A 16,849-nucleotide genomic window follows, 5' to 3' on the forward strand; every position below is an offset into this window, starting at 1 on the left:
TATATGAGAGTACTAGTTATGTTTGATTTGCCGGTGGCAACGTCAGCAGATAGAAAGGCATACAGAACATTTCGGAAGTTTCTGCTCTCCACCGGCTTTTATATGATGCAAGAGTCGATTTATGCAAAATTAGTTTTAAACCAAACTGAAGCTAACAAAGTTATGACTTATGTGCGATGGCAAAAACCGCCTGAAGGTTTAGTACAAATGCTTGTTATAACGGAAAAACAGTTTTCTAAAATGGAAACACTCGTTGGTGAAGTGACTACGGAAGTTGTAAATTCAACAGATAGGTTATTGATATTATGAAGCTAACTTATTTATCTTTAGACGTAGAGCTGGATTTTTCTGCCAATTCTATTACTACATTAGTTATAGAAAACCGAAAATTATTTCGCTCACTTGCATGTGAATTTATTAAGGCCACTAAAGGGGAAGATACGCAGTGGACCTTATCAGAATCCAATAAATTATTGGACATCAAGAAAGATTGTTATATCATTAGTGATTTCTTTGATTTAGATGTAAATAATAAAACGTTGTTAACTAAGTTAAATCAACGATTAACTTCTATTGCGACGGAAGATGTAGGACTTTTATTTGAAATCAATCAAAAGATTCAAGAACTGTTTATGGCTTTAGAGGGGAGTTTAAGCCTTGATGTAACCTATAATAATCTCATAACTGCACAGGATATTGTAAAGTTGGGGAATTTTATGATTTGCGATGATGAATTTGATGATATTGGTAAAGTGATTAGTTTTATTGAAGTAGTCGTGGATTTGATCCGGCCAAAGTTATTAGTTATGCTCAATCTGCGTAAATTTATGACAAATAGTGAATTGGAATTATTTTTTGAGACAATTTTGTGTAAAAAAATACCTGTTTTTTGTATAGAAGGTAGTGATGCGGAAGAGATTTCAGTTGTTCAAGAATTAGAAGTATTATATACTTTAGATAAGGATTTATGCGTGTTTTAACTGACTGACTAGAATTACACCTGCCTCGTAAGCTGAAAAATCTCTCAAATCTTTAAATTCAGCATTTTGGGTAAAAATGCAATTTGGGGTTTGAGAGTAGTGTAAAACTAGTTTGGTCTCCAATTTGAATTAGATAACATTTCAGATGAGTACCGTTTGAGAGTAGTGTAAAACTAGTTTGGTCTCCAATGTAATTTACTCAGGAAATAAAAGGGTTGTAGTTTGAGAGTAGTGTAAAACTAGTTTGGTCTCCAATATGATGTAATAAATGCACATTATGAAGGTGGTTTGAGAGTAGTGTAAAACTAGTTTGGTCTCCAATGCAGCTACGGTTAAGCGGTAAATTAGCAAGGTTTGAGAGTAGTGTAAAACTAGTTTGGTCTCCAATTGTTTGTCTTAACACTATTATTTGAAATTAGTTTGAGAGTAGTGTAAAACTAGTTTGGTCTCCAATTATGATTAGACAAAGGAGAATATAAATGGAGTTTGAGAGTAGTGTAAAACTAGTTTGGTCTCCAATGTATGTAGCTCGTAAAATTACGGACACTCTGTTTGAGAGTAGTGTAAAACTAGTTTGGTCTCCAATTATACTACCTTTAGTAATACCTTAATGCTAGTTTGAGAGTAGTGTAAAACTAGTTTGGTCTCCAATCTTAATAGAACATGTTAGGCAACACCTGGAGTTTGAGAGTAGTGTAAAACTAGTTTGGTCTCCAATTTGTTGGTGGGATGCATCGGAAGACCTTACGTTTGAGAGTAGTGTAAAACTAGTTTGGTCTCCAATCCTTAATTGTAATTTTATGTTATATCCGTAGTTTGAGAGTAGTGTAAAACTAGTTTGGTCTCCAATACGTTATATCATGTATCAACTCAGCGGTAGGTTTGAGAGTAGTGTAAAACTAGTTTGGTCTCCAATATGTGGCCATGAATGGAAGATTTAATTAAAGTTTGAGAGTAGTGTAAAACTAGTTTGGTCTCCAATACCACTCGGAGATACTGAAAAGAAATCCACGTTTGAGAGTAGTGTAAAACTAGTTTGGTCTCCAATTATCGATTATTGTTAAATGGGACACCCATTAGTTTGAGAGTAGTGTAAAACTAGTTTGGTCTCCAATCCACATTGCCAGGTGTTCTCGTGCCTCTTCGTTTGAGAGTAGTGTAAAACTAGTTTGGTCTCCAATGCGCTCGCAAGCACTGAATAGGACTACCTAGTTTGAGAGTAGTGTAAAACTAGTTTGGTCTCCAATTAGTTTCATCATGTTCTTTGATATAGACAGGTTTGAGAGTAGTGTAAAACTAGTTTGGTCTCCAATTGAGCGAATTTTAGAAGAAACCAGAGTGACGTTTGAGAGTAGTGTAAAACTAGTTTGGTCTCCAATTAATTTACTCAGGAAATAAAAAGGGGCGTAGTTTGAGAGTAGTGTAAAACTAGTTTGGTCTCCAATGAATTAAATTCTAGTTTAAGGTGTGACCATGTTTGAGAGTAGTGTAAAACTAGTTTGGTCTCCAATTTGAATGATATTTGAGTTGTTACGTACGTAGTTTGAGAGTAGTGTAAAACTAGTTTGGTCTCCAATAAAAGGAGGGTGAGCTATGGAAAATGTAATGTTTGAGAGTAGTGTAAAACTAGTTTGGTCTCCAATACTATCGAACTACGGCTTGTAGACGACATCGTTTGAGAGTAGTGTAAAACTAGTTTGGTCTCCAATAGGTGAGAAGTATGAACACACAAGCAAGTGGTTTGAGAGTAGTGTAAAACTAGTTTGGTCTCCAATACCAAACATATAATACTACCCGAGCCTCCAGTTTGAGAGTAGTGTAAAACTAGTTTGGTCTCCAATGATATGCTCTTTACCATAGTCAATAGCCTTGTTTGAGAGTAGTGTAAAACTAGTTTGGTCTCCAATTGGCTGATGATTTGCTAGTGACCTTTGGGTGTTTGAGAGTAGTGTAAAACTAGTTTGGTCTCCAATAGGTCGGCAGGATTCGGCGCGAAATACTACGTTTGAGAGTAGTGTAAAACTAGTTTGGTCTCCAATGCCAATTTTTGGCGGCAAGGATATAATATAGTTTGAGAGTAGTGTAAAACTAGTTTGGTCTCCAATGTCGCTCGTGATGCGTTGGCCGCATCAATAGTTTGAGAGTAGTGTAAAACTAGTTTGGTCTCCAATTTTCTTTAACGATGATGAACTAAAGATGATGTTTGAGAGTAGTGTAAAACTAGTTTGGTCTCCAATCCGGCATATGCTGTAATGTATAACAATGACGTTTGAGAGTAGTGTAAAACTAGTTTGGTCTCCAATCGTACGCGCTAACGGAACGTTATGACAAATGTTTGAGAGTAGTGTAAAACTAGTTTGGTTTACTATTCATTTGTCAATAAATAGTATGAAATATCCTCTCTTTTTATACTGATTTAATCAAAATTGTACATTCATATATCATCAGTTTTGTGCGTATGAGAGTATCATTTATAAGCTTTATTTCGGCTTTTCTGTAAAAGAGCCAATTTTAATAGTTGTATATACTATCGTGTTATTTGATGCTGTAAAGTATGTAAGTCTAGTAGTGGCGTTTGAGAGTAGTGTAGAGCTAGAGTGGTCTAATTAGTGTATAGGGATAAGTGTGCTTTATTCGTACTTATCTCTATACAATATCTCGTTTTCTAATATTCCTCACAAAAAAATGTAAAAAAATTCATTTTGCCTCTTGCACACAAATTAAAATCGTGCTATTATATTTAAGTACCTGAAACAACGGTATTGCGGCCCCGTGGTGTAGCGGTTAACATGTCGCCCTGTCACGGCGAAGATCGTCAGTTCAAATCTGATCGGGGTCGCCATTTTTTTTGCCTCAAAAAAATATTTGCCTCGGTAGCTCAGTCGGTAGAGCAAAGGACTGAAAATCCTTGTGTCGACAGTTCGATTCTGTCCTGAGGCACCATTTAATAACAATTCCATGCGGTTGTGGTGGAATGGCAGACACGCCATCTTGAGGGGGTGGTGAGCTTACGCTCGTATGGGTTCAAGTCCCATCAACCGCACCATATCAGTAAATAAGCGCCTTGCGAGATTTCGCAGGGCGCTCTTTTTGTTTATTTTTTGTTTGTAGATTTCTTTTGTTCGTCTTTAGATTCGTTGACATTAATAATCACATTTTTCTCCTGCCAACTGCGTACGGCATCATTGACATACGAATTACGCAACTCATCAGCTTCTTCCGGAGTCATGATGATTTTTTTACGTGGGATAATGATTTCACGATTTGCAGGTACATCTTCACTATACGAATAACCATCATCAGGATCCCACTGATTGATGGTTGCGCTGCCGTCAGGATGGCGAATTACTTGCGTTTGCAATTCTGCAAAGACTGTTGTAGAACTGATTAATAGTAACCCCGAAAGGGCCATTAGCATCTTTTTCATAAAAACCTCCACAAATACAGATATAGAACCTGCAATTCTGAATAAACTTCAAAGATATAAACGAGCCTTCGAAATATACTTTCGGAGGTCTTTTCTATTTTTATAATGTAACTAAATTTTATGTTTTAATCGTTTGTTTTTTACTTTGAAAACAAATATCAAAACTTAATTCTATTATACAGTAATCATATGAAAAAATGGTAATTATTTACAACAACGGTAGCTGATTAATTCTTATTTTACTATCCGTATATAGGGGACTTTAAACACCGTATTGTGCTATAATAAAGTGATATATTTGAGACAAAGAGACCATTATTTCATGTTGTTTGTAAATTACAAGGAATTAAGGAGTAAACATCTTGGAATTATTATGGCTTATTTTTGACATGGTGGGCACCATTGCCTTTGCCGTTTCGGGGACGCTTGTAGGCATCGGGCGGCGTATGGATATTTTCGGCATGCTTGTTTTAGCTTTGGCTACGGCCATTGGTGGCGGTATTATGCGTGATTTAATTGTGGGTAATATTCCGCCAAATTCGCTTCGCACCGGCATTTATGTGGGAACGGTCATTGCGGTAACCTTTATTATGTTCCTTATTTATCGCTCACGCAGCGATCATTACATCGGGACTCGTTGGGTTCGCCGGATGTATTTGGCAGCCGATACGTTGGGGCTTGCATCCTTTACGGTTACCGGCGCCGGCATCGGCGTGTACAACTATCCGGATATGCCGGTTTTGAGCGTTATCTTAGGTTTGTTGACGGCCGTAGGTGGCGGGGTAATCCGTGATATCTTGGCACAGCGCGTACCGTCGGTGCTGCGTGAAGAAGTGTATGCCTTGCCGGCCATTATCGGCGGTATCGTGTATTGTGCGTTTTACTACGGAGGCATGTGGCAAATGGCGTCGTACAGTGCGTTTGTCATTGTAGTTGTTATTCGTACGCTGGCCATTCGGTATAATTGGAGCTTGCCGCGCATTAAATAAAATAGGGTCACATATTAACTTAGTTCTATATGTTTAATTAACACAAAATATGATATAATACTAGAGATTACAAGAATTTCGATGAAAATCGATGTTTATTATGTTAATATAAGTCAATTACATTTTATAAAAAAATCAAGTAAAGCTAAGAAGAAGGAGTGAGTGTATTGAAAAAACGATTTTCCTGGCTGGCAGGGGCTTTAGCGGCTGCTGTTTTATGGGGAACATCGCAGGTAGAGGCAGCTACCATTTTATTTGTACCGCAGGATAACCGTCCGGTTAGCTTATCTTACACCGTTGACACGGCGGAAGGTGCCGGTTATACGGTGATTACGCCGCCGGATTATCTGATTTCCGGTAAAAATTATCATGGTGAAGCGGATAAAATTTGGCAGTGGGTTGATGAAAACGCCGGCCGCGCCGATGTGATGGTGCTCAGCACGGATACGTTGGTGTACGGTGGCTTGGTAGATTCCCGTAAACACAACTTATCCTTGAATACGTTGTTGAACCGCACGAAACAAATCGGAACTTTGCACGACAAATTCCCGAATGTGCCGATTTATGCGTTCGGTACGGTAATGCGTTCGCCGCGAGCCAGTGGGGGCGGGGTAGAGCCATCCTATTATGATGAATACGGCCCGACTATTTTCCAGATTGCCGCGTTGCAGGATAAAATGGATGCCGGTAATTTGACACAAGAAGAACAGTCTTCATTGGTACAACTGACCGCTACGGTGCCGGTTGAATACTTACAAGACTGGTTTAACCGTCGTCAGAAGAATATGACGGTTAACCGTGCGCTTATTGATGAAACTCGCAAAGGCGTTTTCAAATATTTCGCCTTAGGTCATGACGATACGAGTACTTTATCGCAGTCAGCTTTGGAAAGTCGTTATTTGAAGTTATACAGCAAAGGGCTTAACATTGATCGTTACGGCAGCTTCCCAGGCGCCGATCAGCTCGGCTTGTTGCTTATTGCCCGCGCTCATGTGGACCGCAATAACTTGAAACCGTCCTTTGAAGTGATTTATCCGTTGGGCGGTGCCGGTGAAACGGTGCCTCATTACGAGGATCAGACCGTTGCCAAGACGATTGCGGAGCACGTGGAAGCCGTAGGTGGCACGCTGGCTACCAAAGGCAAACCGGACATTTTATTGGCCGTAAATACGCCGCTTGGCAAAGTAACCGGCGAATCGGAAGCGTTTGAAAACTTCCCGATGATTTCTGCCAGCACGAATGCCTTTTTAGACAAAATTCAGACCGCCATTGAACAGAACGTACCGGTAAGTGTTGCCGATATTTCTTACTCTAACGGCGCTGACAATACATTCGTATATGGACTCTACAAACGGGATTTACTCTACAAAGTAGATGCGTACAATGGTTGGAATACGGCAAGTAATACCGTAGGCTATGCCATTGCGCAGGGCATTTTGGGCAAAGCTATGCCAACTCAGGCTCATCGCGATATGTTGACGCAGCAGTATTTGGATAACTGGGCTTACCAGGCTAACATCCGTAAAGATATTTATCGCATGCAGGATTCGATTCGCACCGATAATGTGCGCTACACCGGTACTTTGAATGAAAAACTGGAAAGCTACATGGGTGAACGCGTTCAGGATTTTGCCGAAAAATATCTGAAGATTGATCCGCGTACTGTTTCAGCACGATTCCCTTGGGGCCGTCTGTTTGAAACAGATATTACTGTGTATGATCAGCCGATAGCACCTTTGCAAAAAGAATTACGTTTACAGCGTGAAGCGGAAGCCAAGGCTAAAGCGGAAGCCGAAGCAAGAGCCAAGGCCGAGGCGGAAGCCAAAGCTAAAGCGGCAGCCGCCGGCAATGCAGCCCCGGCAGCACCTGCTACGGGTGGCATGTCCACTCAAATTCCGGTAACGCAGGAATAAGTGAGGCAGCATCAAATCTTAGCGGCAAAGGGTTGCGATTCAGCCGTTAAGAATAAGTGATATAGCATCAAATCTTAGCGGCAAAGGATTGCGATTCAGCCGTCAGGAATAGTGATGTAGCCGTAATTTACCAAAAGAAGTAACAGATATATACGGGACGGAGGGCTTAGTCCTTCGTCCCGTTTGTGTTAGAGAGGAGATACTGTTTTGAAACAGGCCTTTTTACCTGAAATAACTTATATGCGCGGTCTCTGTATGCTTGGCGTTATCGGCATACACGTAGGCTCATTTGCCCTCGCCAATCCGCAAGCCAATGTACAGTTAATCGGTTTGTTGGAGATTTTATCGCGCTTTACCGTGCCGGCATTTTTCTTCTTGTCAGCCTTCGGTTTGTTTTATCACACGTCAAGCTTTGACGAGTTTTCCTACAAGGATTTTCTGTGGCGCCGTTCCCGCGTTGTCTTGTTCCCCTATATTGCTTGGTCTATTTTATATATTGCGTATGCCGGGGCGACAGTGGGCAATTTTGCAGGCTTAACACCGCGCCATTTATTGCCGGCCTTGTTTTTTGGCAACGGCTACTACCACTTGTATTTCATGGTTATTTTGCTCTGGTTTTATCTTATGATGCCCCTTTGGCGGGCCATGGTGCGCGGTATTTTGCAAAAGCCCATTCTTTGGTTGTCGCTCATCTTCGTGGTTCAAGTGGCGTTCAACTTTTGGTCGTCCTATTACAGTGGCCAGATTAAGTTTGCTAATCACTGGCTTCAATATGCGTACTCCATGAAGCTCAATTATTGGGTGCTTCACTATATTTGGATCTTCCTCTTAGGCGCGGTGGTAGCGGAACGCTATGAAGCAACCTGTGAGTTATTGTGGCGCTATAAAGGGCTTTTGACAATCATCTTTGCTTTTTCGGTGGCCCTCATGATAGGCAGTTATTTTTACGTCCTCAATGAGCGGCATTATACCTTGTTGGAAGCAATTTATACGGTTCATCAATTGAGTCCTATGGGGATGCTCTATACCGGTGCCGCCACGCTGTTCTTCCTGTTCTTTTTCATTGCCACGCCGATGAGCAGTGCTGCGAGGGCTATTTGGGAGCAGATTGGTGAGACGTCGTACGGGATTTACTTAATTCATCCGTTTATGCTCATCATTCTCTCGGCCGGTATGTTTGAGGCAAAATTGCAATATACGGCTTTGGTTGTTATCGGGATTTATATTTGTACGGTGTGTCTGTCTTATTTGGGGACGCTTGTTTTAAAAAAATTACCAAAACCGGTGCGTCGAATTCTTCTGGGCCGTTAATAATCTTTTTGACGGAGTACGCTGCGTTTGCTTGGCTGATAAACGATTTTGACTATACCGTAAATTGAATAGTTAATAAAATTATTTACCTTGTGGGCAAGTGTCCGTCGACTGTGCTATAATCGTTACATAAACAATATTTGATTTTTGTTGGATGTTCCCGATGTGTAATTTCGGGTTGCCACATAGGATATGCGAGGTGTTCTTATGAAAGAGTTAACCTATTTTAACGGTGAATTTGTAGAGCCTGGTGCTAAATGCGTCAGCTTAGACGATCGCGGCTATTGCTTCGGCGACGGTGTGTATGAAGTAACACGTGTTTTTGACGGCCGTTGCTTTGCTTTTTCGTACCATCAGGACAGACTCTATCGCTCCATGCGCTTCATGGATATTCCGGTAAAAATGCGTCCGGAAGATTTGCAGGAACTGCATGAAATTATGATTGAACAGAGTGGTATTACGGACGGCTATATTTATCTGCAGATTACCCGTGGTGTGGAACCGCGTCATCATGCATATGATCGCTCCAAATTGGAACCGACCATGTACATGTATATTCGCCCGATCAAAGAAGATTTGAGCAAATTGGGCGAAGGGGTCAAAGCAATCAGTTTGCCTGACGAACGTTGGCTTAATGTGGATATTAAAACTTTGAACCTCATTCCGAATATTTTGGCCCAGACTAAGGCTGAAAAGAAATTCGCTTATTCCGCCGTTTTATTCCGCGACGATATCTGCACGGAAGGGGCTACTTCTAACGTATTTGCTGTTAAAGACGGCATTTGCTATACCCATCCGGCCAATAACTTGATTTTAAAAGGTATTACGCGTCAGCTCGTAGTAACTCGCGTAGCTCCGACGGCAGGCGTTTCCGTCATTGAAAAAGAATTTGACCGTGAATTTGTTGAAAATGCGGATGAACTCTTCTTCACCGATACAATCGGCGGTATTATTCCGATTACGACCTATGACCGCAAGCCGGTTGGCAATGGTGAAGTAGGTCCTGTAGCCGCCAAATTGCGTGCCGGTTATGAAAAATTATTGGCAGAAGGGTTGGCTTAATTAATTTATGAATACCCGAATCATTACGGGGACGGGATTATTATTGGCGCTGGCTTTGCTTAGTCAAAGTCTGCGCCTTATTATTCCGTTGCCCAATATGGTAAGTATGTTTTTGATTGGCTCCTTAGTGGGGCTTTGTATGTTGGTGGCGGCCATGCGTTACGGCTTGGCAAGCGGTCTTGGTATTGCGTGGGCAACGCCGGTGATTGCTTTTATGCAGGCCATGTTGCCATTTGCGCCTTTCGTGCCGCTCGTGGCGTTAGGGAATACGGTATTTGTAATACTTGGTTATTTACTTAAAAATCAGTCCGTATGGCTGCAAGCTCTTGTGTGCAGTGTGGCCAAATGCGTCGTTTTATATTGCAGTTTTGCCCTGCTGTTTGTAGGCTTTGCCGTGCCATATCCGATTGGACGGGCCGTTCTGTTTATGATGAGTTGGCCGCAGATTGTGACGGGCACGTTGGCTGTTGTAGGGGCGAGGTTCCTTTTGAATCACAGCTCACTGGGAGGCAATAAATAATCTTATAAATGGTTATATAAGAACTCTATAGGTAGCTATATAAAAGCCCTATAAGCTGTCTATGAGTCTTCTATTGACAGTCATTCGCTACAGTGTTATGATTTTATCACGCTAAAAATACATAGGTTCATCAAGAGTTGACTGAGGGACTGGCCCTATGAAGTCGCGGCAACCATCCGGTAAGGAACGGTGCCAATTCCAACGAAGCTAGGCTTCGACAGATGAAGAAACTGTAACTCTTCATGTGTGTGAAGAGTTTTTTTATTGTATTAAATATATTTCAAATAGAGAGTTAGAGAAAAGGAGAGCGATCACATGATTGAACTTACGCATATTAGCAAAGTTTATGACGGTCCGAATCGCGTAGAAGCGCTAAAAGACATTAGCCTATCCGTTAAAGAGGGCGAAATCTTCGGGGTTATCGGTCAAAGTGGGGCCGGTAAATCAACCTTGATTCGTTGTATTAATATGCTGGAACGACCTACATCCGGTTCTGTTGTAGTAGACGGTGTAGATCTTACGAAATTGAATGAAAAGGACCTCAGGGAACAGCGGAAAAACATCGGCATGATTTTCCAGCACTTCAATTTATTGTCGTCCCGTACGGTTTATGATAATGTAGCCTTCCCGCTGGAGTTGCAGGGGATGAGTAAAGCGGAAATCAAGGAACGCATTTTGCCGATTCTTGATATCGTTAAATTGGGCGACCGTTTGAATAACTACCCATCTCAGTTATCGGGTGGTCAGAAACAGCGTGTCGGCATTGCCCGCGCTTTGGCAAGTAATCCGAAAGTATTACTTTGTGACGAAGCCACGTCTGCGTTGGATCCGCAGACTACCAAATCCATCTTGGAATTATTGAAAGATATTAATGAAAAATTAAAATTAACTATCGTCCTCATTACACATGAAATGCAGGTTATCAAAGAAATTTGCGACCGCGTTGCCGTTATTGAAGGCGGCGTTATTTTGGAAGAAGGTCGTGTAGTCGATGTATTTACAGGCCCTAAAGAAAAGACAACGAAGGAATTCGTAGGGGCTATTATCAGTCATAAATTACCGGAAGAAGCATGGCGCCATCTCAATGTACAGCCCGATTGGAAAGACGGCTTACATCCGATTATTCGTTTGAACTTCACCGGGGATGTTGTGGATGAGCCGATTGTAGCGGGCATGATTCGCCGCTTCGGCCTCGATGTAAGTATTCTCTTCGGCGGCGTCGATTACATTCAAGACACGAGCTTTGGTCATTTGATTGTAGTGTTAGACGGTAACAGAGAGAATGAAGAGCAGGCGATTCAGTACTTGAATGAATTGCCTATTGGAAGCGAGGTGATCGGCTATGTCGCAACAAATCATTAATTTGTTGATTCAAGGTTTAGGCGAAACCTTGCAAATGACAGTTATCTCTACCATTGTATCCATGATTGTAGGGATTCCGCTCGGTGTTATTTTGGTAATCACCGGCAAAGGCCATATTATGGAAAATAAGGCAGTGAATGCCACATTAGGTTCGGTTGTAAATGCACTCCGTTCCATTCCGTTTATTATTTTGATGGTAGCGATTATTCCGCTGACCCGTATTATTGCCGGTTCCTCCATCGGGACTACGGCGGCTTGTGTACCGCTTACGATTGCGGCTATTCCGTTCTTGGCGCGTTTGGTAGAAACATCGATTCGCGAAATCAACAGCGGTGTTATTGAAGCAGCGCAGGCTATGGGGGCTTCACCAATGCAGATTATCCGCAAAGTGTTATTGCCGGAAGCATTGCCTACAATTATTGATAACATAACTGTTTTGGTAGTTAACTTAATCAGCTACTCCGCTATGGCCGGTGCTATTGGGGGCGGCGGTCTTGGGGATATCGCGATCCGTTACGGTTATCAGCGTTTTCAAGGCGACGTAATGTTGGCGACTATCGTTATCTTGATTGTATTGGTGCAATTGATTCAGTCTTGCGGTGATTTCTTGTCCCGCAAAGTGAATAAACGTTAAGCTTTTGTAAAAAGCATTGGCATGCATGACGTGCCGGACAGATAAGTTTTTTTGAAAAAGAAAAAGAGAGTAGAGAAAAGACTGGGAGGAAACATATGAAAAAATTAGCATTCTTATTGGCAGCCATCGCAACGTTCGCCTTGGTATTGGTTGGTTGCGGCAATGACAGCAAAGACGGCGCCGCAGCGGGGAATCATGAAATTTCCGTAGGTGTAACAGCCGGTCCGCACGCTCAGGTTATGGATTTTGTAGCCAAAGAGGCGGAGAAACAAGGTCTTAAAGTTAAAGTCGTAGAGTTTAATGATTATATTCAGCCGGATGTGGCGCTTGAACAAAAAGAATTGAGTGCCAACTCCTATCAGCATCAGCCATTCCTTGACAACATGGTGCAGGAACGGGGGTTGAAATTAGTGTCTATCGGCAAAACAATTCTTTTGCCAATGGGTCTTTATTCCAACCAGTATAAAGATTTGGCTACTGTACCAAACGGTGCGAGCGTAGCGATTCCAAATGATCCGACTAATGGCGGTCGTGCTCTATTGTTATTACAGCAAGCAGGGCTCATTCAGTTGAAAGACGGCGGTTCGCCGAAATCTACGGTAGCGGACATTACCTCCAATCCTAAGAACTTACAAATTAAGGAATTGGAAGCCGCTCAGATTGCCCGTTCGCTTAACGATGTAGATATTGCTTTAGTTAATACAAACTACGCGCTTAATGCAGGGTTAAATCCTTTGAAAGATGCCGTTGTAGTTGAAAGCAAAGATTCCCCGTACGCTAACGTATTTGTTGTCCGTCAAGGCGATGAAAACAACGAAACTATTAAGAAATTATTGGCTGTTTACCAGTCTGATGCAACTAAGAAATTTGTAGAAGATACCTTCAAAGGTTCCATTATTCCGGCATTCTAGTCGGGTTGAAAAAGACTTTTTCACTTTTTTGTGTGAAAGTCTTTTTCTTTTGCTTAAATATGTATATAATAAAATTATCTAATTAAGCAAAGGGAGGATTCTTATGAGCGTCAATGAAAAACTACGTAATCCTTTAAATAATCAATTGTTTGAAGCCATCTTAGCCTTGAAAACAATCGACGAATGTTATGAGTTTTTTGAAGATATTTGTACGGTCAATGAATTGAAAGCGTTGGCACAGCGTTTGCAGGTAGCACGTATGCTGGAAGCCGGCGAAAGCTATGATAATATTGTGGAGACGACGGGTGCCAGTACAGCCACAATCAGTCGTGTAAAACGTTGCTTGGTCTATGGAGCTGATGGCTACAAAACTATTTTGGCACGTTTGAAATGAGGCATATATGGATGTAAGTTTTATTGATCCGGCACTTTTGATGCCGCTGATGTTATTTTTTGCCGGAGCGTTGGCCGGTTTTGTGGACTCCATTGTAGGCGGTGGCGGATTAATTTCCGTGCCGGCCATGTTGCTTACTAATTTACCGCCCAGTGTGGCACTGGGGAGTAATAAATTATCCAGTGTATTCGGGGCGTTAACGGCGGCTATTGCGTACGCTCGTTCCGGCAAAGTGGAATGGCCTTTAGTAAAACGCTTAATGCCGATTACGTTTGTAGGCTCCCTCCTCGGGACTTGGCTGGTTATCAGCATTCCCCCTTTATATTTAAAACCGATTATCATCGTGCTCCTCGTCAGCGTTTTGATTTTTGTGCTGTTTAAAAAAGACTGGGGCACAGTGACCACCTATGCGGGCGCATCGAAGCAAAAGTTGATTTTACTCGCCATCGGTGCGTTAGGTATCGGCTTTTATGACGGCTTTGTCGGCCCCGGCACAGGCACGTTTTTAATCTTTATGTTTATTTATGCCGGTTTTAACTTTTTATATTCGTCAGGCAATGCTAAGTTTTTGAACTTTACCAGTAATCTGGCGTCACTGATTCTGTTTATAAGTTTGGGTCATGTAGACTATGTGCTCGGCCTTTCGGCTGCGGCGGGACAGATTATAGGAGCTACGCTGGGGGCACGCTTGGCCATCAAAAAAGGTGTGGGCCTGGTGCGTTTTGTATTTATTGCCACCACCGTAAGTATGCTTTGTAAATTAACTTATGATTATATCGTTGCGCAATGGTGACAAAGGAAGGTGAGATACTATGCCAATTAACAGTGAAAATCAGGTGGCTCTTATTAGTGGCGGTACTTCCGGGATTGGTTTTGCTACGGCGCAATTACTACTCAAAAAAGGTTGGAGTGTTGTGATAAACGGTCGCAATGAGCGAGCCGGCCAAGAGGCGGTCGTTAAATTGCGTCGCATTTCGTCTAAAGTACGCTTTGTACAAGGGGATGTAAGTAAAGTCATGAATTGTCGGCGTATCGTTGATGAAACCTGTCGTTTGTTCGGCGATATCAGCGCATTGGTGACTGCCGCCGGTTTTTATAAAGAAGAACTCATTGATGATGTGACGGAACAGGACTTCGATGAAATGATTGGCACCAATGTGAAGGGTACCGTCTTTTTATGTCAGGCTGCCGCGCCTTGTTTGCGTCGTACGAAAGGCAGTATCGTAACCGTGTCCAGTGATGCGGGGATTCAGGGCAATGTGGCATGTTCCGTATACGGTGCATCTAAAGGTGCCATTGTAAGCTTTACCAAATCGTTGGCCCTTGAAATGGCCGTCCATAAGGTGCGCGTTAATTGCGTGTGCCCCGGCGATGTAGATACTTCGCTCGTAGCTCGCCAGCTTGCGGAAAGCGATCAGACCTTTGAAGAAGCTATGGAAGAAATGGCCATGCATTATCCGTTGGGCCGTATTGCCAAACCGGAAGAAATCGGGGAAGTCATCGCTTTTTTACTCAGTGAAAAAGCCTCCTTCGTAACCGGTGCCGCTTGGACTATTGATGGCGGCTTAACGAGTTGGTAATAACGGCCTATAGAGGCTTTCGACTCCCGATTAGGCGTATGGTTAGGCGTATGACTAGGCAAGCCGGATAGAACCTCTGTGCCGGGCGGAATTAAGTCGGCGTAAGATTGCATAATTAATATAGATAAATAAAGAGGATTTTTCACCCTTCATATAGAAATAGTTAGAATGAAGGGTTATAATTAAATTGAATAGTATTAATTTGTCTGTTATTTGACTTTACAGGTGATAAAGGAGCGATATAGATGGAAGATGTAAAAGATTTGATGACTCATCCGGAAGGAACGTTAGCAGCCGTAGAAGCGGAACTCGCGAATCGCGATGCTGAAATTGAAAATATCTGCCGTTGGGCGGCCGCTCGTGCCGGCGTACTCGTGATGGCACCAAAACTTAGCACCACTGCATTGATTGCCAATGATGCGTATATGGTAAGCCGCATTGCCGCTGTTTATGGTCATACGGCTACAGCCGGTGCGATTATCGGCTTCCTCGGCGGTTTGGGCGGTAGTGTAGTGAGCGCTTTATTGACGTCCGTATTCCCTAATCCGAAAGTTAAAATCCCATTGGCTATTTGCTTGACCTATGCCGTGGGCAAATGCGCTAAACTTTGGGTAGAAAACGGCATGCCTATGCCGGGCGATTTCTCCGAATACAGAGAACGTTTGACAGACATTATTGAGCATAATAAAACAACGGTGGGCATGTTGGTAAATTCGCCGCTTAAAGATAAACCGTTAGGCGATGAAAACAAAGACTTCTTAAAAGAAGCCGGTGTGGGCAGCGATGAATTCTTAGGCCTTAATAAATTCAATTTAGACAGCTTGTTGACGGGCGACTTATTGGAAAGCTTTGGCTCTATTAAAAACATAGTAATCGGTGTAGCCAGTGCGGCCGTAGCCGGTATTGCCGGCAAAGCTCTTGCCAATTCCGACAATGAGTATGTAGCCAATGCTAAACATGCTTTGTCCGGTATCGGTGCTTTATTGGCAACCGTAGGCTCCACAGCCATTGACTTGGCAGCCGGTACAGCTACATCCGCTATTAAATCGACCGGTGAAGCAAAATCTACCGTACTCGGCAAAGTGAGCGATATTTTGACATCCGCCGGCGATACTAAAGATGATGTAGTAGATAAAGTAAGCGACTTTGTTGCCTCCGCAGGGGATAAAAAAGACGAAGTTGTGGAAAAAGTAAGCGATGTTGTAAAAGGCATGAAAGACAATTTACAGAAATAATCACCGCGGCAATCCAGTATAGGTATACGAGAATTATAGGAGTGAGCATCAAAATGAATCCTTTGAAATTAATAAAGTATGCGAAATTCTTTTCGTCATCTAAGTTTTTAAATTTTGCCACCGGTGTCGGTAAAAATGTCGCCTTCTTGCGTCGTGCGGCTATTTTGTTCTATTGTTTTCGTGACCCTGACACCCCTAAGTACGTAAAAGCTATCGTGGCAGGCGCTTTAGGGTATTTGATCTTGCCAATCGATTTAGTATCGGACCGCATTCCGTTTATCGGTTGGGTTGATGATGCCGCTGTCATTGCGTTGGCTTTTAAAGTGGCTAACCGCTTTATTAAACCAATGCATCGTGAACAGGCTCAAAAACTTGTTCCGTTCGGTTCAGAAGAATAAGAATTTATCAGCTTTTTGGGAAATGCTGAATAATAAGAAGGCCGACCTGCGAGATTTCTCGCAGGTCGGCCTTTGCTTTTCAAAATATTGGGTTTACTGAAGCGGTAACGAGTTTGAAGAACGTCGTTCCTAT

16 protein-coding genes, 3 tRNA genes, 1 CRISPR repeat array and 1 riboswitch are annotated in these 16,849 nt (G+C 42.4%); of the genes, 18 read left to right on the top strand and 1 reads right to left on the bottom strand.

The features are described from left to right. The first annotated feature begins 3 nt into the window (after nt 1-3). From cas2 to CCC71_RS04085, 5 genes are all read left to right on the top strand, one after another. Nucleotides 4-309, top strand: coding sequence for a CRISPR-associated endonuclease Cas2 (gene cas2 / locus CCC71_RS04065; RefSeq protein WP_021841194.1), 306 nt, complete (start codon nt 4-6; stop codon nt 307-309). Beyond that, entirely contained in the window at nt 306-980 is a 675-nt protein-coding gene (csn2, locus tag CCC71_RS04070) for a type II-A CRISPR-associated protein Csn2 (protein WP_021841195.1), read from the top strand. The genes cas2 and csn2 overlap by 4 nt, the downstream gene beginning before the upstream one ends. An 88-nt stretch (nt 981-1,068) precedes the next feature. Next, a CRISPR array of direct repeats spans nt 1,069-3,349; the repeat unit is 36 nt; unit sequence GTTTGAGAGTAGTGTAAAACTAGTTTGGTCTCCAAT. Between the two features lie 397 nt (nt 3,350-3,746). Beyond that, nucleotides 3,747-3,822, top strand: a tRNA-Asp gene (locus CCC71_RS04075). Nucleotides 3,823-3,847: 25 nt separating this feature from the next. Then, nucleotides 3,848-3,923: transfer RNA gene (locus CCC71_RS04080), tRNA-Phe, on the top strand. Nucleotides 3,924-3,940: 17 nt separating this feature from the next. Continuing rightward, nucleotides 3,941-4,026, top strand: a tRNA-Leu gene (locus CCC71_RS04085). 48 nt (nt 4,027-4,074) lie between these two features. On the opposite strand, the gene CCC71_RS04090 is transcribed toward CCC71_RS04085, so the two are convergent. Beyond that, nucleotides 4,075-4,407 carry a hypothetical protein gene (locus CCC71_RS04090; protein WP_021840640.1) on the bottom strand — a complete coding sequence of 111 codons (333 nt, stop codon included), beginning with the start codon at nt 4,405-4,407 and terminating at the stop codon, nt 4,075-4,077. A 362-nt stretch (nt 4,408-4,769) separates the two neighbouring features. Here CCC71_RS04090 and CCC71_RS04095 point away from each other — a divergent pair, with 362 nt between their 5' ends. The 13 genes from CCC71_RS04095 (at nt 4,770) to CCC71_RS04155 (ending at nt 16,716) form a co-directional block, all read left to right on the top strand. Next, entirely contained in the window at nt 4,770-5,396 is a 627-nt protein-coding gene (locus CCC71_RS04095) for a trimeric intracellular cation channel family protein (protein WP_021840639.1), read from the top strand. A 167-nt stretch (nt 5,397-5,563) separates the two neighbouring features. Beyond that, nucleotides 5,564-7,309 (top strand): DUF4127 family protein, encoded by a 1,746-nt coding sequence (locus CCC71_RS04100; protein WP_156704574.1) that lies wholly within the window; start codon nt 5,564-5,566, stop codon nt 7,307-7,309. Between the two features lie 207 nt (nt 7,310-7,516). Then, complete coding sequence (locus CCC71_RS04105; RefSeq protein ID WP_156704572.1) at nt 7,517-8,620, top strand: acyltransferase; 1,104 nt, start codon at nt 7,517-7,519, stop codon at nt 8,618-8,620. Between the two features lie 207 nt (nt 8,621-8,827). After that, nucleotides 8,828-9,682: a D-amino-acid transaminase gene (dat, locus tag CCC71_RS04110; RefSeq protein WP_021840637.1), complete on the top strand. Its 855-nt coding sequence runs from the start codon at nt 8,828-8,830 to the stop codon at nt 9,680-9,682. A 7-nt stretch (nt 9,683-9,689) separates the two neighbouring features. Continuing rightward, a complete protein-coding gene (locus CCC71_RS04115) occupies nt 9,690-10,202 on the top strand; it encodes a hypothetical protein (RefSeq protein ID WP_295224794.1) in 513 nt (170 codons plus the stop codon). Between the two features lie 124 nt (nt 10,203-10,326). Beyond that, nucleotides 10,327-10,430: riboswitch (SAM riboswitch) on the top strand. 87 nt (nt 10,431-10,517) lie between these two features. Next, entirely contained in the window at nt 10,518-11,564 is a 1,047-nt protein-coding gene (locus CCC71_RS04120; RefSeq protein WP_021840635.1) for a methionine ABC transporter ATP-binding protein, read from the top strand. Then, nucleotides 11,545-12,198, top strand: a complete 654-nt coding sequence (locus CCC71_RS04125) for a methionine ABC transporter permease (RefSeq protein ID WP_021840634.1) — start codon at nt 11,545-11,547, stop codon at nt 12,196-12,198. Before CCC71_RS04120 ends, CCC71_RS04125 begins: the two co-directional genes overlap by 20 nt. 95 nt (nt 12,199-12,293) lie before the next feature. Then, entirely contained in the window at nt 12,294-13,109 is an 816-nt protein-coding gene (locus CCC71_RS04130; RefSeq protein WP_156704565.1) for a MetQ/NlpA family ABC transporter substrate-binding protein, read from the top strand. Between the two features lie 103 nt (nt 13,110-13,212). Continuing rightward, nucleotides 13,213-13,503, top strand: a complete 291-nt coding sequence (locus CCC71_RS04135) for a YerC/YecD family TrpR-related protein (protein WP_006556263.1) — start codon at nt 13,213-13,215, stop codon at nt 13,501-13,503. Between the two features lie 7 nt (nt 13,504-13,510). Next, a complete protein-coding gene (locus CCC71_RS04140) occupies nt 13,511-14,296 on the top strand; it encodes a TSUP family transporter (RefSeq protein ID WP_021840632.1) in 786 nt (261 codons plus the stop codon). A gap of 19 nt (nt 14,297-14,315) precedes the next feature. Continuing rightward, complete coding sequence (locus tag CCC71_RS04145) at nt 14,316-15,083, top strand: SDR family NAD(P)-dependent oxidoreductase (RefSeq protein ID WP_021840631.1); 768 nt, start codon at nt 14,316-14,318, stop codon at nt 15,081-15,083. A 245-nt stretch (nt 15,084-15,328) separates the two neighbouring features. Further along, a complete protein-coding gene (locus CCC71_RS04150; RefSeq protein ID WP_021840630.1) occupies nt 15,329-16,318 on the top strand; it encodes an antitoxin in 990 nt (329 codons plus the stop codon). A gap of 53 nt (nt 16,319-16,371) precedes the next feature. After that, nucleotides 16,372-16,716 (top strand): YkvA family protein, encoded by a 345-nt coding sequence (locus CCC71_RS04155; protein WP_021840629.1) that lies wholly within the window; start codon nt 16,372-16,374, stop codon nt 16,714-16,716. Nucleotides 16,717-16,849 lie beyond the last annotated feature (133 nt).

This window comes from Veillonella sp. LMAG:90 (assembly GCF_008679445.1).
In the GTDB taxonomy this organism is placed as follows: Bacteria; Bacillota; Negativicutes; order Veillonellales; family Veillonellaceae; genus Veillonella_A.